The following is a 26996-nucleotide window of genomic DNA, read 5'->3' on the forward strand; positions in this document are numbered from 1 at the left end:
CAGTCCCTTCAGGCCGCTGCGGCGGCGAGTTCGGCGGCCTGCTCGGCCGCGTCGTCCATGGTCGCGGCGACGGTGACGAGCGGGTGCGCTGCCTCCGCCAGGATCCGGCGACCCTCTTCCACGTTGTTGCCGTCGAGGCGCACGACGAGCGGTTTGGTGGCCGCGTCGCCGAGGATGCCGAGGGCGGCGACGATGCCGTTCGCGACGGCGTCGCAGGCGGTGATGCCGCCGAAGACGTTCACGAAGACGCTCTTCACCTGGGGGTCGCCGAGGATGACGTCGAGGCCGTTGGCCATGACCTCGGCCGAGGCGCCGCCGCCGATGTCGAGGAAGTTGGCGGGCTTCACGCCGCCGTGGCGCTCACCGGCGTAGGCGACGACGTCGAGCGTCGACATGACGAGCCCCGCACCGTTGCCGATCACGCCGACTTGGCCGTCGAGCTTGACGTAGTTGAGACCGTGGGCCTTCGCCTTGGCCTCGAGCGGGTCCTCGCTCGCGGTGTCTTCGAGGTCCTTATGGCCCTCGTGCCGGAAGTCGGCGTTCTCGTCGAGCGAGACCTTGCCGTCGAGCGCGAGGATCTGGCCGTCGCCCGTGCGGACGAGCGGGTTGACCTCGACGAGGGTGGCGTCCTCGCCGGCGAACACGTCGTAGAGCTTCACGAACACCGCGGCGACCTGGTCCACCAACTCGTCGGGGAACCCGGCCTGGCGTGCGATGTCCTTCGCCGCCGAGTCGTTGATCCCGGTGAGCGGGTTGACCTCGACGCGGGCGAGGGCCTCGGGCTTCTCGACGGCGAGCTGCTCGATCTCCATGCCGCCCTCGACGCTCGTGAGCGAGAGGTACGAGCGGTTCGCCCGGTCGAGCAGCACGGAGAAGTAGAACTCCTCGGCGATGTCCGCGCCCTGGGCGATCATGACCCGCTTGACCGTGTGGCCCTTGATGTCGAGGCCGAGGATCGCCTGGGCGTGCTCGTAGGCCTCGTCCGGGGTCTTCGCGACCTTGACGCCGCCGGCCTTGCCGCGACCGCCGACCTTCACCTGCGCCTTGACGACGACGACTCCGCCGATCTTCTCGGCCGCCGCCCTCGCCTCGTCCGGGGTGTCGGCGATGATCCCCTGCAACACGGGGACGCCGTAGGACTCGAAGAGGTCCCTGGCCTGGTACTCGAAAAGATCCACGCTGTTCTTCTTCCCGCACGTTCCGTGCGATCGGCATCGGTTACCCGGTCGCCACACTCACCATCGAGGGTCGCTCGATGTCGAGACAACGGCCGGGAGCCAGCCTAGCGCCGGCAGGTGGACGCGCGGTGCGCGCCCGTCACGTCGTGCGCGCACCCGTCGGTCGGGAGGCGCGGATCACCTCCGCCCCGCCCGATCCGCTGGGCGCACCCGTCGAACGGTCCCCCAGCGTCCGCCCGGCACTGTGGAACGGTGAACGACGCCCTCCGTACCCGCGCCGCCGACGTGTTCGGCTGGCACCTCCGCCCCGACCAGGAATCCGTCATCGACGCCGTGCTCGACGGACGCGACGCGCTCGCCGTGATGCCGACCGGATCGGGGAAGTCCGCGATCTACCAGGTCGCCGGCATCGAGCTGGACGGCGTCGTCGTCGTGGTCTCGCCCCTCGTCGCGCTGCAGGAGGACCAGGTCGTCGGACTCGAGCACCACGAGGGCGCTCCCCGCGCCGTCGCGATGAACGCCACGAGGAAGGCCCGCGCCGTCGCCGAGGCCTGGGACGCCGTCGCCGCCGGTGCGGTCGGCTACGTGTTCCTGGCGCCCGAACAGCTCGCGAAGGACGACGTGCTCGAGCGACTCCGCGACGCCGGCGTCGTGCTGCTCGCCGTCGACGAGGCCCACTGCATCTCGTCCTGGGGCCACGACTTCCGCCCGGACTACCTGGCGCTCGGCGAGGTCGCGGAGCGTCTCGGCCGTCCGCCCGTGCTCGCACTGACCGCGACCGGCTCCGCTCCGGTGCGGGACGACATCGTCGAACGGCTCGGCATGCGCGACCCGTTCGTGCTCGCGTCGGGCTTCGACCGGCCCGGCATCCGGCTCGAGGTCGTCCGGCACGCCGAGGACGCCGAGAAGCGCGCGGCCGTGGTCGAGCAGGTGGCCGAGCTCGACGGCGCCACCGTGGTCTACGTCGCCACCCGTGCGGCGACCACGGAGTACGCGGACTCGCTCGCCGCCCGGGGTCGTCGGGCCCAGCCGTACCACGCCGGCATGCCGATCCGCGAGCGGGAGGCCGTGCACACCGGGTTCCTGGACGGCGACGTCGACGTCGTGGTGGCGACCAGCGCGTTCGGCATGGGCATCGACAAGCCGGACGTCCGGTACGTCGTGCACGCCGACGTGCCCGAGTCGATCGACGCCTACTACCAGGAGATCGGGCGTGCAGGACGGGACGCCGAACCCGCTGGCGCCACCCTGCACTACCGCGCCGAGGACTTCGGCCTGCGCACGTTCTTCGCGTCCGGGTCGCCGCGACCCGCCTCGGTCCGCGCCGTGTTCGACGCCGTCCCGGCCACCGGCTCGTCGCTCCGGTCGGCGGTCGTGGAGGCCTCGGGCCTCTCGAGCCGGACCGCGGGCCGCGCGCTCAACGCCCTGCTCGACGCCCGGGCCCTGCGCGAGGACGTGGACGGGATCGGCCGGGTGCCGGACGGTCCGCGGGACGCCGACCGTGCGGCCCGTGCCGCCGCGGACCGCGCCGCCGAGCGGGAGCGGGTCGAGGAGTCCCGGATCGCGATGATGCGCCAGCTCGCCGAGACGACCGGGTGCCGCCGGCAGTTCCTGCTCGGCTACTTCGGGGACGAGCTGCCGGAACCGTGCGGGAACTGCGACACCTGTTCGTCGGGGACTGCCTACGACGCCGCCGCACACGTCGCCGACGGCGCCAACGACACGGCCTGGCCGCCGGACGCCCGGGTCGAGCACGCCGAGTGGGGCACCGGTGTCGTGATGAGCACGGAGGAGGACCGCATCACGGTGTTCTTCGAGTCCGCCGGCTACCGCACGCTCGCGCTGGCCGACATCGAGCGGCACGACCTGCTCGAACGGCTCTGACCCGCCGGGATCGCCCGGGCGGGGAAGGCGCGGTCGCTCGACCACCCGTCGGCGACCGCGCTCCACTCCCCCGAGCACCCGCGATGTTGCCCCGGCGGCGTGACCGGCAGGTGTCCCCCGGGTGAACACGACACGAAACCGGACGCCCGTCGAGCCCTGACGGGTAGGCAGGAAGCCCGCAACGGAAAGGAACCACCATGAGCGATCCCGGCATCAGCCCCGTCGACGACTTCGAGGCCCAGCAGCGTCGCGACGACGACGTCGACCGCGAGCACGTCGGCCCGTACGAGGTGGACGAGTCCGAAGAGTCCCTCGAGACCGTCACGAACGATGCCGTCGCCGGCGAGACCGTCGAGCCGCAGCCCGGTGACGGTACCGACGACGGCCCGACCGGTGGCTCGCCGCGCGAGGGTTCCCCCGACCTGTGGGAGCACGACGAGGACGAGGACCGCCCCGACCTCGGGAACGACCTCGGCACGAAGCCCCTCTGACCGACGGCCCCCACGGAGCACGGCCCAGTACGATCGGGCCGTGCTCCGTCGCGTCCAGGACAGTGTCCGCAGCATGCCCGCCGTGGCTCGGCTGCTGGCCCTCGCATCGCTCCTGCTCGTCGCGGCCGCGGCGCACACGGGTGTCCGGTCCGGTGTGACCGACTGCGGTCCGGGTACGTACGGACCACCGTGCGGCACGAACGTGCTCTGGGTGCCGCTGGTCGTCGCCGGGGTGCTGCTCGCGGTGGTCGCCGGATCGCCGAGTCACCTCTGGCCGCTCCCGGCGATCTGGCTGGTCGCCGTCCTGGTCGCCGCCGCGACGGGGCAGGTCGGGAGCGCGGCGTTCCTCGTCGCCGCCCTGGTGGGCGGGGACGCTCGCGCTCATCGCTGCCATCCTGATCGACGTGCTCCCCCGCCTCCGCGCCGGACGGCGCGGGCCACGACCGTGAGCGGTCGCCCGACGGGAGGAACGGGGCCGCGCCCGCACCGTCCCTCCAGTCCGCCCGTGGGCGGGGTCCCGGAACGCGACCTGCGTCGGTTCCTCGCCGACAGCACGCCCGTGGCCGCCGGAGGCCGCGCCATCCTGCTCCAGATCGCCGACCCCGTGGTCGCAGCGGGGGTCCGGCGGCACTCGGACTTCGCTCGACGGCCGCAGCAACGGCTCGCCCACACCCTCACGTTCGTGTACGCGGTGGTGGTCGGCACCGACGCCGACGCTGCCGTCGCGGCCGGTTTCGTGGACCGCGCCCACCGGCCGGTCGCCGGAGCCGACGACGTGGACCGGCAACTCTGGGTGGCCGCGACCCTGTACGACTCCGCGATGCGCGCCCACGAGCTGTTCGGTACGCCCGCGGAACCCGCGCTCGCCGGACGCGTGCTCGACGCCTACGCCCCGATCGGCACGGCGCTGCGCGTGCCCGCGGACCGGTGGCCGGCGACGGTGCCGGACTTCGACCGGTACTGGACCCGCACGCTCGCCGGGCTCCGCGTCACCGAGGACGCCCGCGGCGTCGTGCGCGACCTGCTGCACCCCCGGCTCGCGCCGCTGTGGGTGCGGGTCGCGATGCCGCTCGTGCGGATCGTCACCGTCGGGATGCTCCCGGACGCCCTCCGGTCGCAGTACGGCTTCGCGTGGGGGCCACGCGAACAGCGGCGCTTCCGGCGGACCGTGCGCCGGGTGCGGGTCGCACGGGCGATCCTGCCCGGGTGGCTGCTGCGGCTGCCGGGGCCGCTGCTCCTGCGGGCGATGCGGCGGCACGCGGCCGGGGGTCAGCCGGCGAGGACCCGGACGGCGTAGTCGCCGACCATCACCACGTCACCGGGTCGGGCCACGACCTGCGCGCCACCGACGCTCGGCTCCTGCGCCCCGGACGCCCGGACCACCACCGTGCCGTTCGCGGAGCCGAGGTCCTCGACCACGAGCCCGCCGTCGCCCGTCGGCCGGATCGCCGCGTGCTCGCGCGACACCGAACGACCCGGGTCGTCGAGCAGCACCGCACGCCGCCCAGGCGCCGTCTGGACCTTGCGCCCCAGGACCACCGGCTGGTCGAGCGGCACCACGTTGCCCGGTGCGACCTCGAGCACGAGCCGCGGCACCACGCCGATCGTGGGCAGCGGCTGGTCGGTGTGCACCACGGCGTCCGGCTCGCGGTCGGACACCGGTGCGCTCGGCAGCACCCACGCCCGCGACAGGTGACCGGCCTGTCGATCGCGCTCGACCTCGGCGTGGGTGACGACCGGACGCTCCGGTGTCCCATCGTCCTTGCGACGTCGTGCCACGGTGTACCCCTCGTTCTGGTTCTTGTCCCCACCTGGTGCGAGATGCAACGGAATCAAGTATCGTCGAACCGCCGGGGGGCTCCCGGTACATCAAATACCGCATCGGGAGGGTATGCACATGGCAAACGTCAACGTCACCTACGACGATCTCCGCAACCAGGCTTCGCAGCTGCGCAACGGCCAGAAGTCCATCGAGGACCAGCTGAGCCAGCTCAAGAGCCAGATCGACAACCTCGTGTCGTCGGGCTACGTCACCGACAAGTCGTCCAAGGCGTTCGACGCGACGTACTCGGAGTTCAACTCCGGCGCGACGCAGACGATCCAGGCGATCGACGGCATGGCCGGGTTCCTCGAGAGCGCGGCCAACACGCTCGAGTCGACGGACGAGCAGCTCGCTTCGAGCATCGGCTAGTCAGGACCAGCACGACGGTGGCCGGCGCCTGGGGGTGCCGGCCACCGCTCTCGCCGCAGGGGCGGCGTCGAACGACCAGCAGCAGTAGGAATCCACCGGGGGAACCGTGGCCGGCACCATCAAGCTCGATCTCGACCTGATCGGGAATCTCGCATCCGACCTCTCGAGGCTGCACGGCGACTTCCAACACGTCGCCTCTGCCGCATCCGACTACAAGACCGGCATCGGCTCGATGACGGTCGGCAGTGCGATCGACGACTTCGCCGGCAACTGGGACATCCGGCGCGGGCGCCTCCAGGAGTCGATCAAGGCCGTGGCCGAGATGGCCGAGAGCGCGCACGACGGCTTCACCCAGACCGAGGTCGAGCTCGCGAACAAGATCCTCGGGAAGGACAGCTGATGGCACGGCCCAGCGACTGGAGCGCCGTCGACATGCAGCTCGACCCGGTGCCCGGCGACCCGGCCGAGATCCGGCAGTCCGCCTCCGGTGCCCGTTCGATCGAGCAGGCCATCACCGAGCAGGTCAACCGCCTCAACAGCCTCAAGGACGGCGAGGGCTGGGAGAGCGAGTCGGGGACGAAGTTCCGCGACTCCGCCGGTGACCTCGCCGGCGCCATCGAGAAGGCCAAGGGCCGCTACACCGAGCTCGCCGCCGCGCTCGACCAGTGGGCGGACGGGCTCGAGGGGCTCCAGCGCGAGGCCGACGCAGCCCTGCTGCAGGCGCAGGACGCGCGGGACGCACACCGCGCTGCGGCGAACCAGACCATCACGGCCGAGGCCGACAGTCCGGAGCACCAGGACCAGGTCGACGCGCAGGACCGGGCGCTGAGTGCGGCGCAGGGCGACATCGACGCGGCGAAGGCGATCATCCACCGGCTCGCCGGGCCCTTCGGCGAAGAGGGCGAGTACGGGGAGCTGGCCGGTCGGGTCGCAGATCGCATCCGACAGGGCGCGGACGACGGGCTGAAGGACGGCTGGTTCGACCACGTGAAGCAGGCGATCCACGGGGCGCGGGGCGTGCTCAACGTCATCAAGGATGCGCTCGACGCCGTCGGCGCCGTCCTTCTGGTCGTCACCGTGGTCGCGGCCATCTTCTTCCCCGTGGCGCTCCCGGTGATCGCCGCCATCGGGCTCGCTGTGGCCGGCGCGAAGCTGCTGATCAGGGCAACGCAGGCGGTGGCGGGTGACGCGAGCGCGGGGGACGTCGGCAAGGACGCCCTCGGCTTCGCATTGGCCGGGGTCGGGTTCGGTGCCGCCAAGTACGCCAGCTCCGCGATGGGGCTGCTGCGGGGCGCAGTGGGAGAGACACGTGCAGCATCGGCTGCCGCTGCGGCGCGAAACGCGAACGCCGGAGTGGGCGGCGAGCTGAGTGCGTTCCTCCGGGGTGGCGATGCCGGCATCCGGGAGGCAGAAGCGGTCGGACGAAAGCCCCTCACGGCGTTGCTCGACACGTACGTGACCGGCGGTCTGATGGAGACCGCTCAGGTCCTCAAGCTCGCGCCGGATTCCGCCCTCGCACGCGAGGCAGCGACGCGCGCAGCGCTGGCCAACGGTGTCGTCGCCGGCTCCGGACTTCCCGGTCTCCCGGATCTGCCGGAACCCGTGGTGAACGTCGTCTCCGCCGCCACGGACTGGAACGGGTACTGGAAGTCGAAGAGCGAGATCCACGTCGGTTCCCTGTGACGCAGTACCGAGTCCTCTTGCCCGACGGGTGGTACCGGTACCCGGTCGACGGCGATCCGAAGCGCGCTTCGCGAGCGTTCGCCGATCGTCACCTGGTCCTCCGCGGTGGGGACGACCCAACGGCTGTGGAGGCACGGCGCCGCGCGCGCGACGACATCCGCTCCGCCTTCAGCACGATGGCGAACGCAGGGACGACAGATCTGTACTTCTTCGACGGCCAGTTCGGCGGAGTGCCGATGAACATGTTGTTCACGGTCGGTGTGGTCTACCTCAGACCGACGATCGCCGATCTCGAACTCCCTGCGGTCGCTCCGGTGCTCGGTGCATCGACGACGCTCACGGAGTTGCCCGTGGGGGAAGCACTCCGGGCGCGGTCCGAAGGAGAGATCGACGGAGGACGATCGCTGCCGGCGTCGCTCCCCGGTGACATCGCCGCGGCGTTCCTCGCTGCATCGGGATCAGGCGGGCCAGCGAGGACGACTCGCGTGGACTACTTCCTGCCGGTGCCGCAGGAGCACGGCTCCTTCGCGCTGATCTCGTTCCAGTGCGCGGGCGATCCGTTCGTGGACGAGCGCGTTGCACACTTCGACATCCTGATGACCGGCTTCGCCTGGGACGGCGGGCGATGAAGTTCACATGGCCACCGACCGACACGCTCCGTCCACTCGACCTCGAAGCGCATCGTCGTGATCCCTCGAGTGCGCCGACGATCATCAGACTCCTCAACGAAACGGATGCAGCAGCAGCCTGGACGGTCCTCGAGGACTCGCACGAGGTCGGCTGGGTCGCCGTCCGCACGGCCCCGCTCGACGGCCGTCCCTCCGGGGTCGCCCGGGCTGGCCTCCGTGCGCCTGATCCGATCGGGCCGATCGAGGAATCGATGCTCCCCACGAGCAGCGGCGACGCGCTGCGACTGGTCCAACGCCTCGCGCTGGAACGGCCGGACGGCGCAGCCTTCGTCGTGGTCCAAGCATCGTGGTCCTGGGTCGTGGGGGACGAGCTCGTCGTCCTCTCATCGAGCAGCGCCGAACCCGCACTCGCCGAGCTGTTGATCGCACGCATCGACGCCCTCGCTGCGAAGATCGTCATCGATGCTTGAAACCCTTGCCCGCCCTGCCGCATCGAGCGACCGGACGGCCGCTGCGACCAGTGCCATGCGGCTCGTCATCGACGAACGAGATCGGCTCGTCGTCCTCGACCAGGGCGGTGAACGAACGACGACGGACACCGTCGCCCGCGCCTGGTTCCTGAACGGCGACGTCCTCCCGAGGCACCTCGCGCCCACAGCCAGCAACGGCGCCGTGCTGATCGAGGACGTGAGCGGCAGCCTCAACCTCGTTCCGATCGACGATTGGTGGATGGCTCCCGTCTCCATCGTGCCGAAGGAACTCGCACTCCGCTCGAGCGGTCTCTCCGCGTTGCTCGATCGTTTCGGCACCGATGATCCACCGCCCGGCCACTTCGCCTCGGCCCACGTCCTGACATCCACGGATGAGCGGCGACGCCGCAGGAGTCAGAAGATCCTGGTCGTCGTCATCCTGCTCGGACTCGGCGCATTCCTGACGGATGCATTCGGCCCGATCGTGCTGGCGATGACCCGCACCCCCGACGCCCCGGCCTTCGGATGGATCTCGGCCGGTGCAGCCGCCGCCAACGCATTGGTGGTGCTGGTCGTCGCCGCAGGGCGCAGGCGTCGGCCCAGGAGCGCCGACGCGCCGGCACTCCGGCCCGTGGCCGGCCCCTCCTGGTTCCTCAACGCGGCGTCGATCAGCGCGGACGACCAGGGTCTCGTCCTCGTCGACGGGCAGGGCATCGCGCAACGGTTGGCAACACCGGATCGGCATCTCGGGCCGGATGCCGTGGTGCGCGCGGCGTTCGTGCACGACGAGGATCCTCGAGTGCTGCTCATCGACGGAACGGACACCGTCCGCGCGCAGTTGCCGCTGCGACTGTGGGCGCCGTCGCCGGACGAGGCACTCGTCCTCCGAGAGTTCCTGCAGCGTCTCGGTGTCCTTACCGTCGCATCCGACGATCTGCGCAACCAGCCCGCGCTCGCGCTTGACGAGATGCGCAGCAGCCGCGTCGGCCCGTCGTCGCTGATGCTGCCGAACGTCCTGGGCGCCGTACCCGCGTACCCGTTCCTCGCATCGTCGGCCTTCACGACGGTCGTGCTCGCCGGGGCTCGGTCGGCGGGCTCCGGGGATACCGCGACGATCGTCACGGCGCTGTTCGCTGCCATCGCGGTCGCAACGGTCGCCGCGGTCTTCGTCGTCGAATCGAGTTCGCGCCTCCCCGTCGCTCGCATCCGTCCGGAACAGCACGGACGTCCGGACCAGCCAGCGCTCACCCGACGCCACCTCGTCGCTGTGGGCATCCCGCTCATCGGAGCAGCTGTCGCCGTCTGGTACTTCGAGCAGGGCAACATCTTCTCTGCGACCAGCATCCTGCTCCTGGTGCTCGCCGTCCCACTGGTCTCGTGGCTGACGTTCCGTCGCCGTCGCGCAGAGCGGGGAAAGGCACCGGTCGGGCTCGGACGGTGGATCGTGATCGGAGCCCCGAGAGGAGACGAATGACTCGCCTGCTGTGGAACTACAACCGCGCCTGGACGCTGCTCGACGACGAGGGTGAGGTCGACGAGGTCACCGACGCAGCGGTGGAGCATGCGCTCGCGCAGGCGAAGCAGCGGCCGAAGCGTCGAGAACGCACGGTGCTCCGAACGGTCGTGCGTGACATCGCCGCCTTCCAGACCGCGGCGAAGGCGGAGACCTGCTTCGTGCTCTCGACCACGGCGCCGACGGTCCGAGCGATCGCGTACACGGTCGTGCACACCGTCGCCGGTGTCGACCGCGCGGACACCTTCATCGACGACGCTCGTGCAACGCGGGCGTCCGGCATCGGCGACGCCAGTGTCGGGACACTCGACCTGCCCGTCGGCCGTGCAACGCTCGTGGAGATGCGGGAACGCAGCACCGGCGGCCGGGGGCGGCCGGTGATGCAGGTCGTTCGTGTGATCATCCCCATCGTCGACGGCTTGAACGAGCTCACGGTGGTCGTGTCCTTCTTCGTCCCGGACGAGAACGACAGCGCCCTCGCTCGGCCCATGCTCGATGAGCTCCTCCGCGACCTGCGCATCGACTGGGGGTGAGCGTCATCGGCGGGGCGGAGACGGTCGCCCACGCGGCCGTGCTGAGCGACCGACGCGCCGCGCGGGGTCAGGTGGAGTCACTCGCTGTCGTGGACGACCGCTTGTACGGCGTGCGGTCGACGGGCCACCTCGCGCTCACAGGGCGGATCGTGGCCGCTTGGGCCCTCGACTGGTCGGACGTCCCGCGCTCGATCGTCGCGAGTCCCGGCAACGGAGCCGTCGCGATCCGCGACGAGCACGGACGCGAGTTCATCGTGCCGATCGACGACTGGTGGATCACGCCGTCGAGCCCGACGCTCTTGTCCACCGCACTCGATTCGAGCGGTCTCGCGTTGCTGATCCAGCGGTACGGAGCATCGGCAACGCTCAACGGAACCCCACGTCCCACGGTCATCCTTCCTCGGCCACCGGCGTTCTTCACCCGTGCCGAGCTCCTCGTGCGCGTGGCGGTCCTCGGGGGTGGTGCGCTCATCCCGCTCTCCGTCGCCTCCGCCCTCGTCGTGGCAGCGACGGCGTATCGACTGCTCTGGGAGTTGTGGAGCCTCCCACAGATCGCGGCATCGATCGCTGTCGTCGTCGCTGCCTTCTCGGTGATCATCGGCAGGCGACGGATCACGAGGGAACCGACTGACGCGGTCCGACCACACGGACCAGCTTGGTTCACGAGTACGGCATCGCTGTCGGTCAACGGTGGTCAGCAGCTGGAGCTCACGGACGGCCAGGGCATGTGGCGCCGTCTGGAGACTCCCAGTTCGACGCTGTCCCCGATGGCGGTCAGCCGTGTGGTGTTCACCGACCACGCTCGTCGCACTGCTCTGCTGGTCGACGGCACCGGTACCGTTCGCGCAGAACTGGATGCAGCGACCTGGTACCCGGACGGACCCGACCAGCTGACGGCGTTCTTCAACGCATCCGGCATCCTGACGGCGCATCAACCGGACGTGCGGTCTTCTCCGGCGCAGCGCCTCGACACCCGATCCAGCCTGGACATCGCGAAGGGATCGCTGTCGTCCTGCAACGAGCTCGGGGTCGCACGGGTGACGCCGGTCCTCGTCGCAACCGTGTTGCCGGTCCTGGGTTCTGCGACGTCGTTCGCCGCGGGACTGCCCTGGGCCGGTGCACTGTGCCTCGCGCTCGCTGCGACGAACGTCGGCCTCACCTGCTGGCTGGGCTGGACGGAGACGTCTGTGCGCGTCGGCGACCCGACGAGAGTCGCGGTCGACAAGCCCAACCGGATGAGCGGACGGTCCGCAGCGCTGACGATCGTCGTGCTGGCTTCGCTGCTGACCCTGCTCTGGACCGTTCCGGCCCAGCGCTGGGACCTCGTCGTCGCAGCCGTCTTGCTCGCGATGGCCCTCCCCGGTCTCGCTTGGGTGGCGTACCGGCGTCGAGCACTGATCAACGGGAGCGGCCCACTGGCGCTCCACCGGTGGTGGCTCAGCGGCGCATCACGAGGAGAGGAACCATGAAGAACCTGCACTTCCGGCCGATCGACGCCTGGACGTTCATCGAGCCCGGGGCGCCGGATGAAGTCGGGACGGCCGCTGCCACTCGCGCGGTGAGCTTCGCGGAGACGGCCGTGTCGTCGAGGGACCGTGCCCGCCTCGTGCGCGAGTTCAGCGACCTTGCTCGGTACCGCGACACGTTCGAGGCGCCGGACTTCGCCGTCCTCACCACGAACAGACCGTCGGTGCACGTCATCGCGCACACCGCGGTGCACTACCTCGTCGGAGACGGAGCGGCCGACTTCGTGATCGACGACTCCTGGGCGGAGCGCCGCGATGGATCGCTCACTGCTGACCCCGAGATCACGACGACACGCACCGCGCTGGGCACCGCCACACGGATCCTGCTCAGACACACTTCGGAACCGAGCAGGTTCCTCCGGAGACGATCCGTCAAGACCTCGGTCCGATGGGTGCAGCGGTTCTCCGACGAATCGCTCTCCCGCACGGCCGTGCTCACATCGGTGATCGCGCACGAGAGCAACGTCGATCTCGCGCTGCCGCACGTGGACCGGCTCGCGCTCAGCCTCGAACTCCGGGAGACGTCATGAGCGGCGCCGCGGACCCGACGCCCGTCGGCCTCCCCGACCTCGAGGGCCTCGCCGGCGCGGACTGGTTGGTCGTCCCGCTGCCGGAGGGCGTCCGGGGCAAGCCGAAGCGTTGGGCGAACTCGACTACCTACCGGCTCTTCCCCTGGTACGTGCGACCGTTCAAGACCGTGGAGGTCATCTTGACCGCTGGGTCGCTCGAGCAGCACTGCAGGATGAGCGCGCCCGACCTCCGGTTCGCGTTCTTCCGCCCGCAAATCACATCCCCGACGGACACGACGACCGTCTCCGTCGCCGCCACCGGGGACAGACTGGGCGGTACCGGCATCCCGCCCTTCGAGGGCCTCCGCGCCGGCGCCCAGACGGTGTGGGAGCAGACAGCGGAGACGTGGCCGTTCATCGATGCGACGGGAGCCGTGGTCGCGCGCTGCTGGCGTTTCCGATCCGGCACCCTGACCATCACGGTCACCGGTCTCGGCGATCACGCTGCGGCCTTCACTGCCGCTGAGACGTCCCTGGAGGCGTTCGTCCGACGCATCCACAACGCGAGGTGAGCGCTGGGGCTGGACGCGTCGCAGGTGAGCCGACCCGCTCCCCCGCACCGCGCCTCCAGTCCGACCGCTCATCCACAAGCCGGACGCAACCCGGCCTGCGCGGCGCAGGAACCTGCGAGAATCGACCCATGAGCGGCAGCACGACGCTGCGGGGGGCCTCGACGGGGTGCTCCGCGACGACCAGGACCCACGACGTGGCAGGTGCCGCGTGCGCCTGACGTTCACCGCGACCCACCTGCCGACCGACGCCACCGCGGACTTCGTGGTCGAGTGCGACGAGGACACCGTCCTCGGCGAGGTCGTCGAGATCGTCGCCCGTCGCTTCGGCCTGAGCGCCGAGTCCATCGTCGAGGTCGCGGTCGACGCCGTCCCCACGACCCCGCACGCCCGGCTCGGTGACGGCGTCCTGCTCGAGGGGTCCCGCCTGACCTTCGGCGCCCCCGCGCCGGTCCTCCCGCTGCCGGCCGACCTGCCGAGCGTCCGCATCGTGGGCGGGCCCGGAGCCGGCACGGTCGTGGTGCTCGATGCGGGCATCGCACACGTCGGCTCCGCTCCGGACGCCACGGTGCACCTGCCGGACCGCACCGCCCCGGAGTACGCGGCGATCCTGCGCCTCGACCTCAACCGGCGGTTCTCGATCATCCCGACGCGCGGTTCGCGGGTCCTCCTCGACCGTACGGAGCTCGACGAGGAGACGCCCGTCGAGCCCGGCAGCGTCGTCACGATCGGCGACACGCTGCTGTCGGTCGCGGTCCCCGACGCCGACCGGGCGGCGATCACGCTGACGCCAGGTGGCGGGACGCTCGACTACACCCGGCCGCCGCGCCTGCTGCCGGAGGAGACCCCGACGGTCTTCAAGCTGCCGGCCGCGCCGGGGCAGCAGTCGCGCCGCTCCATCCCGATCATCGCGGCGCTCGCGCCGCTCGGCATGGCGGCCGTGATGATCTCGATCTTCCACAACGTCGCGTACCTGGCCTTCGGCCTCATGTCGCCGATCATCATGTTCGGCAACGCCTGGTGGGACCGCCGCAACGGCAAGAAGACGCACCGGCAGCGGGTGGCCGAGTACGAGGAGACGAAGAAGGCGGTCGAGGCGGACGCCCTGGAGGCAGTGGTCCGGTACCAACGCGAGTCACGCACCAGCGCGCCCGACCCGGCGACGGTGCTCGACATCGCCCTGCGCCGTCGCGCCCGGCTCTGGGAGCGTCGGCGGACCGACCCCGACTACCTCACGCTGCGCGTCGGCACGGCGGACGTGCCGTCGGGCGTCGTGCTCGAGGACCCGGCAGCGCTGGAGCACCGGCGGGCGGTCGACAAGCTGGCCGAGGACGTGCCGGTCGTGGTCGACCTCGGCGAGCACGGCGTGGTCGGTGTCGCCGGGCGCGACGAGCACACCAGGCACCTCACTTCGTGGCTCGTGGCGCAGCTCGCGGTGCTGCAGAGCCCGCGGGACACCCAGTTCGTGGTGCTCACCGACGCGCAGTCCGCCGACGAGTGGGCGTGGCTGCGATGGGTGCCGCAGGCGCGACCGGGCTTCGGGCAGGACGCCGTCATCGCGATCGGCAACGACGCCGAGACGCTGGGCGCGCGGGTCGCCGAGATCGGGCAGCTCATCGACGCACGGCAGCGGGCGATGCGCGAGTCGAACGTGCGGGGGATCCCCGGTCCCGACGTGGTCGTGGTGCTCGACGGCGCTCGACGGCTGCGCGCACTGCCGGGCCTGATCCGCATCCTCAAGGAAGGGCCTGCGGTCGGTGTCCGGGCGATCTGCATCGAGGAAGAGGCACGCCTGCTGCCCGAGGAGTGCTCGGTCGTCGTCACGGTGGGTCCGGAGCGCATCCGTGTCGCCGCCCAGCGTCAGGCGACGGTCACCGACGTCCGACCGGACCGCATCCCGGACGGCTGGTTCGAGACCGTCGCCCGGGCGGTGGCGCCGATGGTCGACGCCGACGACGAGAGCGATGCCGGTGGGCTGCCGTCGTCGTCGCGACTGCTCGACGTGATGCTGCTGGAACCGCCGACGGCGCGGGCGATCACGGGCAAGTGGAACGTGCGTGCGCGCACCACCGAGGTGGTCGTGGGCGAGAGCCTCGACGGCCCGTTCGCGTTCGACCTCCGCAGGGACGGCCCGCACGGCCTGGTCGCCGGCACGACCGGGTCGGGCAAATCCGAGCTCCTGCAGACGATCGTCGCGTCCCTGGCGGCGACGAACACCCCGGAGGGCATGAACTTCGTCCTCATCGACTACAAGGGCGGTGCCGCGTTCCGCGACTTCGCGCCGCTGCCGCACACGGTCGGCATGGTGACGGACCTCGACACGCACCTGGTGGAACGCGCCCTCGAGTCGCTCGGCGCCGAGCTCCGTCGCCGCGAGCACCTGCTGGCCGACGCCGCCGCGAAGGACATCGAGGACTACGTCGACCGCCTCGTCCGCGGTGAGCCGCTGCCGCCGATGCCGCGTCTGCTCATCGTCATCGACGAGTTCGCCAGTCTCGTGCGCGAGCTCCCGGACTTCGTCACGGGCCTGGTCAACATCGCACAGCGGGGACGGTCACTCGGCATCCACCTCATCCTCGCCACGCAGCGTCCAACGGGTGTCGTGTCGAACGACATCCGCGCCAACACGAACCTCCGGATCGCGCTCCGGGTCACGGACTCGAGCGAGAGCACCGACGTCATCGACGCCGGCGACGCGGCGCAGATCCAGAAGAGCACGCCCGGCCGCGGGTACATCCGTCTCGGGGCCGGCGCGCTGCTGCCGTTCCAGGCCGGTCGGGTGGGTGGCCGGCGTCCGGGGCTGTCGACCGGACGCAAGCAGGTCTGGGCAGGAGCCGTCTCGTGGTCGTCGCTGGGCACCACACCGCCGGCACCACCGAAGTCGAAGGAGCTGCAGGCAGAGGAACGCACCGACCTGCAGGAGCTCGTCGGTGCGGTGGCCGAGGCGGCGACCGAGCTCGGTGGACCGGCTCCCTACCGTCCGTGGCTCGACGCCCTGCCGGAGACGCTGCTCTTCACCGACCTGAACGACCGGGCCTGGGAGCTCGACGACAGCAGCACGACCGATGCCCGGGTCGGTCCGCTGCCCTTCGCGCTGCAGGACTTCCCGGCCGAGCAGGCGCAGCGGGTCCGGAGCCTCGACCTCGACTCGGACGGACACCTCTACGTGGTCGGTGCTCCGCGGAGCGGTCGGTCGCAGGTGCTCCGCACGATCGCCGCCGCGGTCGCCCGGAACACCTCGGCAGCCGACGTCCACGTGTACGCGCTCGACTGCGGCAACGGGGCGCTGCTGCCGATCCAGGCCCTCCCGCACGCCGGCGCCGTCGTGCAGCGCGTGCAGACCGAACGCGCGCAACGGCTCCTCACGAAGCTCACCCAGGAGCTCGCCCGCCGGCAGCAGGTCCTCGCCGACGGCGGGTTCGCGAGCATCGTCGAGCAGCGCGCGGCGGCGGTCGTGCCTGCCGACCGTCTCCCCCACATCGTGTTCATGCTCGACCGGTGGGAAGGGTTCGTCGGCTCGCTCGGCGAACTCGACCACGGTGCACCGACCGACCAGGTGATGACCCTCCTGCGCGAAGGGGCGAGCGTCGGCATCCACCTGGTGGTCACCGGGGACCGTCAACTCCTGTCGAGTCGGATGGCGACCCTGGTCGAGGACAAGCTCGTCCTCCGGCTCTCCGACCGCGGTGACTACGGCCTCGCGTCGCTCAACCCCCGCAAGCTGCCCGAGCAGGTCCCGGACGGACGGGCGTTCGCGTCGGAGTCCGCCACCGAGACGCAGATCGCCCTGCTCGCCGCCGCCGGCACCGGCCAGTCGCAGGCCGCGGCGATCACCGCCCTCGCGACCTTCGCGACCGAGCGCGACCGCGCGGTCGAGCGTGCGCGTCGGCCGTTCCGCGTCGACCAGCTGTCCGGGCCGGTGCCGTTCGACCGGGCGTGGGAGATGCGCGACGACGACGCCGCCCTGTTCGGCCTCGTCGGCATCGGCGGGGACGACCTCACCGCCATCGGGCCGGACCTCGCGGCCGCGGGCTCGTTCGTCGTGGGCGGTCCCGCGAAGTCCGGTCGGAGCTCCGTCCTGCTGTCGATCGCACGGTCGGTGTTGCGCGAGGGGGGCGAGATCGTGCTCGTCACCCCACGGCAGTCGCCCCTGCGCGCCCTCGCGTCCGAGCCCGGCGTCCTCGGCGCGCACGAGGGCGTCGACGTCACCGAGGCCGACCTCGCGCCGCTGTTCGACGGGCAACCCCGGCCGCCGGGTCCTCGTCATCGACGATGCCGAGCTCGTCAAGGACGCACCGGCGAAGAGCTGGCTGCAGGGCTTCGTGAAGAGCGCGGCGGACAACGGGCAGGCCATCGTCGCGGCGGGGTTGACGGCCGAGTTCGGCGTCGGGTTCACGGGCTGGCAGGTGGACATGAAGCGACGTCGGTCGGGCGCGCTCCTCAGCCCGCAGGCGATCACCGAGGGCGACCTGCTCGGCATGCGCCTGCCGCGCAGCAGCATCGTCGAACGGGTGCAGGTCGGCTCCGCGCTGGTGCACCTCGGCGACGGCGAACTGGTGTCGGTGCAGGTTCCGGTCCCCTGATCGCACCACAGTTCTTGTCGTACTGACAAATACCGTGGTACGGTCGGGTCATGGCAGTCGAACTCAGCACCCGGACCACCCGGGGCACCCAGGCGACACCGACGTTCTCCACCATGCGGTTCCCCGCCGGTGAAGCACACGTCAAGGTCGCACACGACGCCGACGCGGGGGACCTCATCGAGATCGCGACCCTGCGCGGCACGAACGGCGACGACCTCCTCATGCTCGGCATGTGGGCGGACGCCGTCCGGCAGCGCGGATCGCGGTCCGTCGCCCTCGTCCCGTACCTGCCCGGCGCCCGGCAGGACCGCGGCCTCCCCTTCGGCGCGAAGGTCTACGCGGACGTCGTCAACGGCTTCGGGATCGACCAGGTGATCGCGTTCGACCCGCACTCGCCGGTGATCGTCGACCTGGTGGAGCGCCTGACCGTGGTCACCAGCGAGACCGTCGTCCGCGACCAGGTCGTCGCCGGCTCGGACTACAGCGGGATCATCGCCCCCGACAAGGGCGCGGTCGCGCGGGCCTCCGCCGTCGCCGACGCCTGCGGGTTGCCGGTGTTCCGCGCCGAGAAGCACCGCAACCCGGACACCGGCAAGCTCGACGGCTTCACGTGCGAGCCGCTGCCGGACACCGGTCGCCTGCTCGTCGTCGACGACATCTGCGACGGGGGCGGCACGTTCATGGGCCTCGCGACCGCGACAGGGCTGACGAAGGACCGCCTCGGCCTGTGGGTCTCCCACGGCGTCTTCTCCGGCCGGGCCCCGCAGCTCGCCGAGCACTTCGGGGAGATCGTCACGACGGACTCCTACCCCGCGCAGAACGCCATCGAGGGCCTGCGCACGATCGAACTCACCCCTTACCTGACGGAGCAGATCCGATGACGCAGACCGACACCACCACGACCGGCACCACCGGCATCGCGCCCCGCCTCACCGGCCCGAGCCCGATCGCCCCGCTCCTCGCCGTCGACGGCTACAAGCACTCGCACCGGCAGGTCTACCCCGCCGGCACCACCCGGATCCTCATCAACTGGACGAACCGTTCGAACGCGCACATGCCCGAGTCGACGCACGCCGTCGTGTTCGGCCTGCAGGCGTTCATCCAGCGCTCGCTCGTCGAGGCGTGGGCGCCGTTCTTCGCCGCGGACGAGGACGAGGTCGCCGACCTGTTCGAGCAGGCACTGCAGGGGTACTTCGGCCCGAACCACATCGGCACCGACCACGTCCGGGCACTCCACCGCCTCGGGTACCTCCCGCTCGAGATCCGCGCGCTCCCCGAGGGCACCCTCGCCCCGATCGGTGTCGCGACCCTCACCGTCGAGAACACCGTCGACGAGTTCTTCTGGCTGCCGAACTACATCGAGACGGCCCTGTCGGCCTCGATCTGGCACCCGTCAACCGTCGCCACGAAGGCGCTCGAGTACCGCGACCTCATGGAGGACTGGGCCGCCCGCACCGGCGCCGACCCGGCCAGCATCGACTTCGCCGCGCACGACTTCTCCTTCCGGGGGCAGTCGAGCATCGAGTCGGCCGCGGCCGGTGGCGCCGGGCACCTCCTCTCGTTCCTCGGCACCGACTCGATGCCGTCGCTCGACTTCATCGACCGCTACTACCCGGGTGACAACGGCTGGGTGGCCGCGAGCGTCCCGGCCACCGAGCACAGCGTGATGTGCGTGCGCGGCGCCGAGGGCGAGCTGGCGACCTTCGAGCAGATCCTCGACGTGTACCCGACGGGCATCGTGTCGGCCGTGAGCGACGGGTTCGACCTCTTCAAGGTGATCACCGAGACGCTCCCGCAGCTCAAGGACCGCATCACGGGTCGCGACGGCAAGCTCGTCATCCGCCCGGACTCGGGCGACCCGGTGGACATCGTCACCGGCACCGTCCACGGGGTCGATGCCGCGGCCCTGACCGACCCGGCCCGCAGCCACGAGGAGAAGGGTGTCGTGGAGCTCCTCGACGAGATCTTCGGGCACACCGTGAACGACCAGGGCTTCAAGGTCCTCGACCAGCACATCGGCGTGATCTACGGCGACAGCATCACCCTCGACCGCGCCCGCCGCATCTACGAGCGGCTCGCCGCCAAGGGCTACGCGAGCGACAACATCGTGCTCGGCATCGGCTCGTACACGTACCAGTACATGACCCGCGACAACCTCGGCAGCGCGGTCAAGGCCACCTGGGCGCTGGTGGACGGCGAGCCCGTCGACATCCAGAAGGACCCGAAGACGGGCAGCGGCAAGAAGAGCGCGAAGGGCCGGATCGCCCTGCACCGCGACGAAACCGGCGAGATCCGCCAGACCGACCAGGCCACCACCGAGGACGAGGCGACGAGCCTGCTCCAGCCCGTGTGGGTCGACGGCCGGTTCCGGGTCCTGCAGTCGTTCGCGGACGTGCGGGAGACCCTCCGCCGCGAACGCACCGAGCGCGCCGACCGCGCGGCCCGTCGGGCGACGGCGTGACCGACGCCACCTCGGCTGCCCGCGACCAGCCGCTCATCGCGATCGACGTCGTCCCGATGTCGTTCACGACGAGCGACGGGTTGCGGGTCGCCACCGCGCGTCGGCAGTACGCGCCGTACGCGGGCCAGGAGGCGCTCCCCGGCGTGCTCCTGGAGGGTGCGGAACTCCTCGCCGACGGTGCACGACGCGCACTGCGGACCAAGACCGGGATCGACGCGGCGACGGTCCGGCACCTCGCGCAGGTCGGCGCGTTCGACGGACCCGACCGCGACCCGCGGAGCGCCGCGATCAGCGTCGCCTTCCTGGCCGTCGTGGCACCGGCGGTGACGACCCCGACGCCGGCCGCGGCGGCCGCTGTGGTGGCCCCGCCCGCGGCCGCCGGACCCGCGGTCTGGCGCGTGCCCGGGGGAGACGACCCGCGCCTCCCGTTCGACCACGACGCGATCATCCGAGCCGCCATCGACCACGTCCGCACCCGGATCTGGCGCGATCTGCCGCTCACGCGCGCGTTGCTCGGCGAGGTGTTCACCACCTCCGACGCCTCCGCGCTGCAGACCGCGCTGACGGGCGTGCAGCCGGACCCGGGCAACACGAACCGGGCGCTGCGGACCAACCCGGCGCTCGTCCGGGCCGACGCGTCGGCCACGGCCGCGGTCCGTGGCGGTCGTCCCCCGGCAACCTGGACGTGGGCGGGCTGATCGCGGTTGGGTGGGGGCATGCCCTCCGCTCCGCTGTCCGGTGACACCTCGTTCGCGTTCCCGGAGTACACCGACCCGCCAGCATCACCGTTCGACGTCGCCCGCACCTGGTTCGACGAGGCGCGGGACGGCGATGTGTCCGAGCCGATGTCGATGACGCTCGCCACCGCGGGGTCCGACGGCCGGGTCTCGGCGCGGACCGTGGACGTGAAGCGGCTCGACGACCGCGGGCTCGTGTTCGGGACCTCGACGCTCAGCCCGACGGGCCGGCAGCTCGACGACAACCCGTTCGCCGCGCTCCAGGTGTACTGGCGGGAGACCATGCAGCAGCTGCGGTTCGAGGGCCGGGCCGTGCAGCTCTCCGACACCGAGTCCGACGCGCTGTTCGCCGACCGGTCGCCGAAGTCCCGCGCTGCCACCGCGATCGCCGACCAGTCCTCGGTGCTCGAGCCCCGGACGCTGCAGGACCTCATCGACGACGCGAACGCGCTGCTCGACGAGTCCGAGGACGACGTGCCCCGCCCGGAGGGCTGGGTGGCGTGGCGACTCGAGCCGGACCGCGTCGAGTTCTGGCACGGCAGCCGCGACCGGATGCACCGGCGGTTGCAGTACGTGCTCGCCGACGGTGCGTGGTCGGCGGCGCGGCTGCAGCCGTAGCGCGGCGCGGGCGGCGGGCGGCCGCCTGGCCTGCCGCACAACCAAAGCGCGCTCGAACCACGCAATCCCGTGGCTCGAGCGCACTTTGGTTGTGCGAACGCGAACCGACCCAGCCGCCGCGGTGCCGCGCGGGGCGGGGCGCGGCCGCGCCGCGCCGCGCCGCGCCCGCGCTACCGCGCGATCGGGTTCGGCATCGCCCCCGCCCGGATGAGCGACGACGACTGGTCCGCCAGGTCCACCATCGACAGCGTGTTCCGCAGCTGCAGCCGGTTGAGGCACGAGTGCTCGAACGCCGGCACCCGCAGGTCCAGCGGCCGCCGGCGCTCCGGGTGGGACGCGGCGTGCGCGTCGACGCACTCCCCCACCACCTGCCAGAACCGCGACTCCGGCAGGACCCCGTCGTCGTCGAGGATCGCCGCGACGAAGCGCAGCACCCCGTCGAACACGTCGGTGAACACGGCGAGCGCCGCTTCGTCGTCGTCCACCGGGTGCACGATGCGCTCGATGTCGGCGGGCACCGGGCGGTCGGCGTGCCGCCCGAGCACCGCGACCTCTTCTCCGATGTCCTTCATCACCGTGCGCACCACGACCCCGTCACGGACGACGAGCACGAGGTTCTCGCCGTGCGGCATGAACACCAGGTCGTGCACGGTCAGGCAGTGCACCACGGGCAGCAGGTACGCGTCGAGCCAGCGCCGCACCCACTCGTCGGCCGGCAGCCCCGATGCCTCGATCAGCGCCGACACGACGGCGTCACCCGAGGCGTCCCGGTGCAGCAAGGCGGCCATCGTCAGCAGTCGCTCGCCGTCCGTCACCCGCGGCAGCGGGCTCTCCCGCCACAGCGCCGCGAGCATCTTCCGCTGCGGTGAGGACACGTCGACCCGGTGGTAGGCGTCCCCGGTGTACCCGATCGCCGCGTGCTCCCGGAGCACCGAGAACCCGGCGCCGGCCAGCGTCTCGTCCGCGGACACGAGCGCCGCGACCCAGTCGTTCACCGCCGGGGTGTTCCGCATGTACGCGGGCGACATCCCCCGCAGGAACCCCATGTTCTGCACGGCGAGCGCCGTCTTGACGTACGAGCGCTCCGGGTGGGAGCGGTCGAACGCCGTCCGGATCGACTGCTGCGGCTGGTACTCGTCCGGCCCCTCGCCGAGGTCGACCAGGTCCTGCCGCCCGAGGTCCGGCGCGAACGTCACGGCGATCCGGTGCTGCCACTGCCACGGGTGCACGGGGATCCAGACGTAGTCGTCGGGGTCGAGTCCCCGGGACACGAGCACGGCCCGGAACCCGGCGGTGGTCTCCGGGTCGAGCTCGGCCGCCCAGTGGTCGCGCTCGGTGCGGTCCGCGGCGAGCGCGAGGTGCGTGCAGGCCCGGCGTGCGGCGAGCCAGCGGTAGCGGAACCGACCGCCGGCCTCGGGAGCGTAGGCGCGGTACTCGTCCAGCCCGAACCCGATCCGCCCGTTCGCCGCCACGAACGCCGGGTGCCCCTCGGTCATCGCCGACTCGACGTCCTGGAACGACGCGACGACGCGGTCGGTCCCCTCCGTGCGCCCCCGTGCGAGCTGCGCGGCGGACGGCCCACCGCGACGGTGCTTCGCGGCGGCGCTGGCGAGGGTGGAGGCGATCTCCTCGAGGTACGTGCCGAGCAGCGCGTCGGGGATCCCGAGCACGTCGCGCAGCTCGAGGACGAGGTCCTGCGCGCTGAGCGGGGCCGCCACACCGGCGCGGGTGCGGGTCAGCGACGCCTCGTCGATCGACCAGTGCTCGAGCACGTGCCGGCGGGCGCGGAACCGGTAGGTCGACTCCCCCGCGTCGAGCCGCCAGCCGTCGCCGTCCGACTGCGGTTCCACGAGGCGCTCGTGCGTGAACTCGGCGATCGCCTTCGCCACGAGGTGCCGCTGGGCCGGTTCGAGGTGCTCCGGCCGGAGGTGCGCCGCGGGCCCGTCGCCCTCGGGCAGCCCGATCCGGTCGGTGTCGAGCACGGACAACAGGGCGCGCTTGCCGTCGACGTCGACCTCGCGCAGCACGCGGAACCCGACCTCGGCGTTCTTCGCGTGCACGGCGGTGTTCCGGACGTCGGGCTCGACGACGACGCGGCGTGCTCCGAGGACCTCGCGGCAGTGCTCGACGACGGTGCGCATGACGGCACTCGTCAGTCCGTGCACCCGTCCGTCGGCGGGCGGCGGCGCGACGAGCAGGTGCATGCCGACGTCGCCGGGTTCGGCGGCGAACACGTCGGTGAGCAGGACCCGTGCCGGGTCGTACGTCTCCGCGAGGAACACCGGGACGCCGTCACGACGGCCGAGCCACGCGGCCTGCGCGGGATCCGCCTGCACGTCCGCGAGGTACGTCCGCACCGCGTCGACGTCGAGGTGTCCCATGCCCCACCACGACGACGCGGGGTGCGCGAGCCACGAATGCACGAGGGCGGCGTCACGATCCGGGTCCACGGGTTCGACGGCCAGGAGGCGCGCCTCGGCGCCGCCGACCTGGGTCACGTCCGGCAGGGTGGTCGCGTCGACGGTCATGCGGAGACCTCCGCGCGCTCGGTCGCGTGCCGGGGCGGCGCGCCGTCCGCGGTGCTGCCACGTGCCGTGGAGCGGGCCGAGGCGGGCAGGCCGAACTCCTGGAAGGCGATCCGCGCCTCCAGGCCGTAGACGGGCCGACCCGTGACGGAGCGGATGATCGACGCGTTCCGCCACGCCCCCATGCCGAGGTCGGGTGCGGTGAGACCGTGCGTGTGCTCCTCGGCGTTCTGCACCCAGATGCGGCCGCCGAGTCGGTCGACGTGGTGGTCGCGTGCGACCGCCAGGCGCCCCCGGGAGTCGCGGGCGACGAGGTGCTCGACCGGTGCGAGGAACGCCGCGGACCGCGGTCGGTACCCGGTCGCCAGGACCAGCCGCTCGACCTCGTGCTCGTACGTCTCGCCGAGCTGCTCGTGCCGGAGGGTCAGCCGGTACGTCCCCCGGTCCGCCAGCCAGACGGCGTCGACCACGCTCGTCTCGGTGCGGAGCGTCGTCGGGACCGGTCCCGGCGCGCTGAGCCGGTACAGCTGGTCGTACAGCGCGTCGACGAGGTCCGCGCTGATGCCCTTGTACAGCCCGCGCTGCTCGCGACCGAGGTGGTCGCGGACGTCCTCGGGCAGGGCGTGGAAGTGGTCCGTGTACTCCGGGCTCGTCATCTCGAGCGTGAGCTTGGTGTCCTCCATCGGGAAGAACCGCGGCGAGCGGGTGATCCAGTCGAGGCGGTAGCCGTCCTGCCGGACGTCCTCGAGCAGCTCGCGGTAGACCTCGGCGGCGGACTGGCCGCTGCCGATCACCGCGATCGACCCGGCACGGCGAAGGGCGTCACGGTTCGGCAGGAACTCGGCGGAGTGGATCGCCGGCCCCTCGATGCCCCGCAGGGGTGCGGGGACGGACGGCTCCGTGCCGATGCCGACGACGACGTGGCGTGCGCGGTACGTCTCGGGACCCTGATCGGTCTCGGCGTGCACCGTGAACAGGTCGGTCGTCACGTCGTGCTCGACGGCCGTGACCCGGCGACCCCAGCGGAGGGTGTCGAGCCGGTCGGCGGCCCACCGGCAGTACGCGTCGTACTCGCTGCGGAGGGGGTGGAAGTCCTCGCGGATGTAGAACGGGTAGAGCCGGCCGGTCTCCTTGAGCCACGCCAGGAACGAGAACGGCGAGGTCGGGTCCGCCATCGTCACGAGGTCCGCCATGAACGGCACCTGGATCGTGGCGTCGTCGAGCATCATGCCGTGGTGCCAGGCGAAGCCGTCGGCGGCGTCGAGGAACACCGCGTCGAGGTCGTCGAGCGGGTCGGTGAGGCAGGCGAGGCCGAGGTTGAACGGCCCGATGCCGATGCCGATCAGGTCGTGGACGGGGCGGTCGGCGGTCTCGTCGGCGGTCCGGTCGGCGGTCCGGAGGTCGTCGGCGGTGGTCATCGCGTCGCTCCTTCCGGGGCGGAGGTGGTCGCGCGGACGCGCGCTGCCGTCGCCGCGACGTGGTCGAGCGAGGCGCGCATCTGCGTCGGGGTCGTCTCCGGGTTGAGCAGCGTCAGCTTGTTGCAGGGGCGCCCGTCGATCACGGTCTTCGCGATGAGCACCCGCCCCTCGGCGAGGAGGGCCGCCCGGATCGGGGCCACCAGTGCGTCGGCGTCCGCGTCGGTCACGCCGGCGGGCTGCCACCGGAACAGCACGGTGCTGAGCTGCGTCGGCGCGACGAGCACGAGGTCCGGGTGCTCGTCGACGATCGCGTGCGTCGCCGCCGCGAGGTCGATCACCGCGTCGAACGCCCGCCCGACGGCCTCGGCGCCGGACGCTCGGAGGGTCGCCCAGAGCTTCAGCGCGTCGAACCGCCTGGTGGTCTGCAGGGACTTGTCGACCTGGTTCGGCTCGGCGGCGTCCTCGGGGTTGAGGTAGTCCGCGTACCAGGCCGTGCGGCGGAGGTCGGCGGGGTCGCGGACGACCAGGGCGCTCGACGACACCGGCTGGAAGAACGACTTGTGCAGGTCGGCGGTCACGCTCCGCGCACGCTCGATCCCGTCGAGCAGGTGCCGACGGGTCGGGGACACGAGCAGGCCGCAGCCGTACGCGGCGTCGACGTGGAGCCAGACGTCCTCGAGGTCGCACACGTCGGCGATCGGCTCGAGCGGGTCGATCACGCCGCGGTCGGTGGTGCCCGCCGTGGCGACGACGGCCATCGGGGTGCGGCCGGCCGCGCGGGCCGCGGCGATCGCCTCGGCGAGGGCCGCGGGACGCATCCGGCCGGCCTGGTCGGTGGGGACGTCGACGACGGCGTCGTCGGGGAGGCCGAGGAGCCGGGCGGACTTGCGGACGCTGAAGTGGGACTCGGCGGTGGCGAAGACGGTGAGCGTCGGGGCAGCCGAAGCCGTCGCTGCTGCCGCTGCTGTCGCTGCCTCTCGCGCCAGCAGCAGTGCCTGCAGGTTCGACTGGGACCCGCCCGAGGTGAACACCCCGTCACCGCTCGCGAACCCGATGCGCCCGGCGAGCCACGCCACCACGTGCCGCTCGATGTCGGTCCCGATCCGCGACTGGTCCCAGGTGTCGACCGAGGTGTTCACGGCGGCGAGCACCGACTCCGCCGCGACCGCGGGCAGCGCGACCGGGCAGTTGAGGTGGGCGAGGTACGCCGGGTCGTGGAACCAGACGGCTTCGCGGACGAACAGGTCGTCGAGCTCGGCGAGCGCCCGGTCCGTCCCGAGGGGTTCAGCGTCGAGGTCGACGGCGGCGACGCAGGCCCGGAGTTCGTCCGCGGCGGTGTCGGTCGTCGGTCGGCCGATGTCGGAGATGCGGTCCGCGAGCCGGTCGACCGTCGTGGTGACGGTGGTCCGGTAGCGCTCGGCGTTGGCAGAGGTCAACAATTCGATGAGGGCTGTCACGTTAGGTAAGGCTAACCTCAC

Annotated in this window: 23 protein-coding genes; 18 read left to right on the forward strand and 5 right to left on the reverse strand. The window is 71.7% G+C overall.

Features of this window, described 5'->3' with window-relative positions:
* Nucleotides 1-8 precede the first annotated feature (8 nt).
* A complete protein-coding gene (sucC, locus tag QE359_RS02005; protein WP_309777219.1) occupies nucleotides 9-1178 on the reverse strand; it encodes an ADP-forming succinate--CoA ligase subunit beta in 1170 nt (389 codons plus the stop codon).
* Nucleotides 1179-1430: 252 nt separating this feature from the next.
* Between sucC and QE359_RS02010 the strand changes: the two genes are divergently transcribed.
* The 3 genes from QE359_RS02010 to QE359_RS02020 all read left to right on the forward strand — a co-directional run bounded on the left by QE359_RS02010 (nucleotide 1431) and on the right by QE359_RS02020 (nucleotide 4850).
* Entirely contained in the window at nucleotides 1431-3062 is a 1632-nt protein-coding gene (locus tag QE359_RS02010; protein ID WP_309777221.1) for a RecQ family ATP-dependent DNA helicase, read from the forward strand.
* Nucleotides 3063-3259: 197 nt separating this feature from the next.
* Nucleotides 3260-3553 (forward strand): hypothetical protein, encoded by a 294-nt coding sequence (locus QE359_RS02015; protein WP_309777223.1) that lies wholly within the window; start codon nucleotides 3260-3262, stop codon nucleotides 3551-3553.
* A gap of 40 nt (nucleotides 3554-3593) precedes the next feature.
* Nucleotides 3594-4850 carry an oxygenase MpaB family protein gene (locus tag QE359_RS02020; protein WP_309777224.1) on the forward strand — a complete coding sequence of 419 codons (1257 nt, stop codon included), beginning with the start codon at nucleotides 3594-3596 and terminating at the stop codon, nucleotides 4848-4850.
* Here QE359_RS02020 and QE359_RS02025 read toward each other — a convergent pair.
* A complete protein-coding gene (locus QE359_RS02025; protein WP_309777226.1) occupies nucleotides 4823-5332 on the reverse strand; it encodes an FHA domain-containing protein in 510 nt (169 codons plus the stop codon). The genes QE359_RS02020 and QE359_RS02025 overlap by 28 nt on opposite strands.
* A 118-nt stretch (nucleotides 5333-5450) precedes the next feature.
* On the opposite strand from QE359_RS02025, the gene QE359_RS02030 reads away from it, so the two are divergent.
* The 15 genes from QE359_RS02030 to QE359_RS02100 all read left to right on the forward strand — a co-directional run bounded on the left by QE359_RS02030 (nucleotide 5451) and on the right by QE359_RS02100 (nucleotide 21575).
* Nucleotides 5451-5744, forward strand: coding sequence for a WXG100 family type VII secretion target (locus QE359_RS02030; protein WP_070417742.1), 294 nt, complete (start codon nucleotides 5451-5453; stop codon nucleotides 5742-5744).
* A 106-nt stretch (nucleotides 5745-5850) separates the two neighbouring features.
* The gene (locus QE359_RS02035) at nucleotides 5851-6144 is read left to right on the forward strand and encodes a hypothetical protein (protein WP_070417741.1); all 294 of its coding nucleotides are present in this window, start codon (nucleotides 5851-5853) and stop codon (nucleotides 6142-6144) included.
* Nucleotides 6144-7427 carry a WXG100 family type VII secretion target gene (locus QE359_RS02040; protein ID WP_309777227.1) on the forward strand — a complete coding sequence of 428 codons (1284 nt, stop codon included), beginning with the start codon at nucleotides 6144-6146 and terminating at the stop codon, nucleotides 7425-7427. Before QE359_RS02035 ends, QE359_RS02040 begins: the two co-directional genes overlap by 1 nt.
* Nucleotides 7428-7912: 485 nt before the next feature.
* Nucleotides 7913-8056, forward strand: coding sequence for a hypothetical protein (locus QE359_RS02045; protein WP_309777229.1), 144 nt, complete (start codon nucleotides 7913-7915; stop codon nucleotides 8054-8056).
* The gene (locus tag QE359_RS02050; RefSeq protein WP_309777230.1) at nucleotides 8053-8526 is read left to right on the forward strand and encodes a hypothetical protein; all 474 of its coding nucleotides are present in this window, start codon (nucleotides 8053-8055) and stop codon (nucleotides 8524-8526) included. The genes QE359_RS02045 and QE359_RS02050 overlap by 4 nt, the downstream gene beginning before the upstream one ends.
* Nucleotides 8519-10000, forward strand: a complete 1482-nt coding sequence (locus QE359_RS02055; RefSeq protein WP_309777231.1) for a hypothetical protein — start codon at nucleotides 8519-8521, stop codon at nucleotides 9998-10000. Before QE359_RS02050 ends, QE359_RS02055 begins: the two co-directional genes overlap by 8 nt.
* Nucleotides 9997-10572, forward strand: coding sequence for a hypothetical protein (locus tag QE359_RS02060; protein ID WP_309777232.1), 576 nt, complete (start codon nucleotides 9997-9999; stop codon nucleotides 10570-10572). The genes QE359_RS02055 and QE359_RS02060 overlap by 4 nt, the downstream gene beginning before the upstream one ends.
* The gene (locus tag QE359_RS02065) at nucleotides 10569-12041 is read left to right on the forward strand and encodes a hypothetical protein (RefSeq protein ID WP_309777234.1); all 1473 of its coding nucleotides are present in this window, start codon (nucleotides 10569-10571) and stop codon (nucleotides 12039-12041) included. Before QE359_RS02060 ends, QE359_RS02065 begins: the two co-directional genes overlap by 4 nt.
* A complete protein-coding gene (locus QE359_RS02070) occupies nucleotides 12038-12628 on the forward strand; it encodes a hypothetical protein (RefSeq protein ID WP_309777236.1) in 591 nt (196 codons plus the stop codon). Before QE359_RS02065 ends, QE359_RS02070 begins: the two co-directional genes overlap by 4 nt.
* Nucleotides 12625-13179: a hypothetical protein gene (locus QE359_RS02075; RefSeq protein ID WP_309777239.1), complete on the forward strand. Its 555-nt coding sequence runs from the start codon at nucleotides 12625-12627 to the stop codon at nucleotides 13177-13179. Before QE359_RS02070 ends, QE359_RS02075 begins: the two co-directional genes overlap by 4 nt.
* Nucleotides 13180-13387: 208 nt before the next feature.
* Nucleotides 13388-17785, forward strand: coding sequence for an FtsK/SpoIIIE domain-containing protein (locus QE359_RS02080; protein ID WP_309777240.1), 4398 nt, complete (start codon nucleotides 13388-13390; stop codon nucleotides 17783-17785).
* Between the two features lie 24 nt (nucleotides 17786-17809).
* Nucleotides 17810-18640 carry a phosphoribosyltransferase family protein gene (locus QE359_RS02085; protein WP_071294777.1) on the forward strand — a complete coding sequence of 277 codons (831 nt, stop codon included), beginning with the start codon at nucleotides 17810-17812 and terminating at the stop codon, nucleotides 18638-18640.
* On the forward strand, nucleotides 18637-20220 hold the full coding sequence (locus QE359_RS02090) for a nicotinate phosphoribosyltransferase (RefSeq protein ID WP_309777242.1): 1584 nt from the start codon (nucleotides 18637-18639) through the stop codon (nucleotides 20218-20220). The genes QE359_RS02085 and QE359_RS02090 overlap by 4 nt, the downstream gene beginning before the upstream one ends.
* Nucleotides 20217-20918: an NUDIX domain-containing protein gene (locus QE359_RS02095; RefSeq protein ID WP_309777244.1), complete on the forward strand. Its 702-nt coding sequence runs from the start codon at nucleotides 20217-20219 to the stop codon at nucleotides 20916-20918. Before QE359_RS02090 ends, QE359_RS02095 begins: the two co-directional genes overlap by 4 nt.
* 18 nt (nucleotides 20919-20936) lie before the next feature.
* Nucleotides 20937-21575: a pyridoxal 5'-phosphate synthase gene (locus QE359_RS02100; protein ID WP_309777245.1), complete on the forward strand. Its 639-nt coding sequence runs from the start codon at nucleotides 20937-20939 to the stop codon at nucleotides 21573-21575.
* 170 nt (nucleotides 21576-21745) lie between these two features.
* Here QE359_RS02100 and QE359_RS02105 read toward each other — a convergent pair whose 3' ends face one another.
* The 3 genes from QE359_RS02105 to QE359_RS02115 are packed head-to-tail and all read right to left on the reverse strand — an operon-like array spanning nucleotide 21746 to nucleotide 26975.
* A complete protein-coding gene (locus QE359_RS02105) occupies nucleotides 21746-24103 on the reverse strand; it encodes a GNAT family N-acetyltransferase (protein WP_309777247.1) in 2358 nt (785 codons plus the stop codon).
* On the reverse strand, nucleotides 24100-25518 hold the full coding sequence (locus tag QE359_RS02110; RefSeq protein WP_309777249.1) for a SidA/IucD/PvdA family monooxygenase: 1419 nt from the start codon (nucleotides 25516-25518) through the stop codon (nucleotides 24100-24102). Before QE359_RS02110 ends, QE359_RS02105 begins: the two co-directional genes overlap by 4 nt.
* Nucleotides 25515-26975, reverse strand: a complete 1461-nt coding sequence (locus tag QE359_RS02115; protein WP_309777251.1) for a pyridoxal-dependent decarboxylase — start codon at nucleotides 26973-26975, stop codon at nucleotides 25515-25517. Before QE359_RS02115 ends, QE359_RS02110 begins: the two co-directional genes overlap by 4 nt.
* Nucleotides 26976-26996 lie beyond the last annotated feature (21 nt).

Source organism: Curtobacterium sp. SORGH_AS_0776 (genome assembly GCF_031453355.1).
In the GTDB taxonomy this organism is placed as follows: domain Bacteria; phylum Actinomycetota; class Actinomycetes; order Actinomycetales; family Microbacteriaceae; genus Curtobacterium.

Bases quoted from the DNA above. Each gene is read 5' to 3' on its own strand.
- QE359_RS02015 (WP_309777223.1), top strand. From the start codon at position 3,260: ATGAGCGATCCCGGCATCAGCCCCGTCGACGACTTCGAGGCCCAGCAG.
- QE359_RS02030 (WP_070417742.1), top strand. From the start codon at position 5,451: ATGGCAAACGTCAACGTCACCTACGACGATCTCCGCAACCAGGCTTCG.
- QE359_RS02040 (WP_309777227.1), top strand. From the start codon at position 6,144: ATGGCACGGCCCAGCGACTGGAGCGCCGTCGACATGCAGCTCGACCCG.
- QE359_RS02050 (WP_309777230.1), top strand. From the start codon at position 8,053: ATGAAGTTCACATGGCCACCGACCGACACGCTCCGTCCACTCGACCTC.
- QE359_RS02055 (WP_309777231.1), top strand. From the start codon at position 8,519: ATGCTTGAAACCCTTGCCCGCCCTGCCGCATCGAGCGACCGGACGGCC.
- QE359_RS02060 (WP_309777232.1), top strand. From the start codon at position 9,997: ATGACTCGCCTGCTGTGGAACTACAACCGCGCCTGGACGCTGCTCGAC.
- QE359_RS02070 (WP_309777236.1), top strand. From the start codon at position 12,038: ATGAAGAACCTGCACTTCCGGCCGATCGACGCCTGGACGTTCATCGAG.
- QE359_RS02075 (WP_309777239.1), top strand. From the start codon at position 12,625: ATGAGCGGCGCCGCGGACCCGACGCCCGTCGGCCTCCCCGACCTCGAG.
- QE359_RS02085 (WP_071294777.1), top strand. From the start codon at position 17,810: ATGGCAGTCGAACTCAGCACCCGGACCACCCGGGGCACCCAGGCGACA.
- QE359_RS02090 (WP_309777242.1), top strand. From the start codon at position 18,637: ATGACGCAGACCGACACCACCACGACCGGCACCACCGGCATCGCGCCC.
- QE359_RS02100 (WP_309777245.1), top strand. From the start codon at position 20,937: ATGCCCTCCGCTCCGCTGTCCGGTGACACCTCGTTCGCGTTCCCGGAG.
- QE359_RS02105 (WP_309777247.1), bottom strand. From the start codon at position 24,103: ATGACCGTCGACGCGACCACCCTGCCGGACGTGACCCAGGTCGGCGGC.
- QE359_RS02110 (WP_309777249.1), bottom strand. From the start codon at position 25,518: ATGACCACCGCCGACGACCTCCGGACCGCCGACCGGACCGCCGACGAG.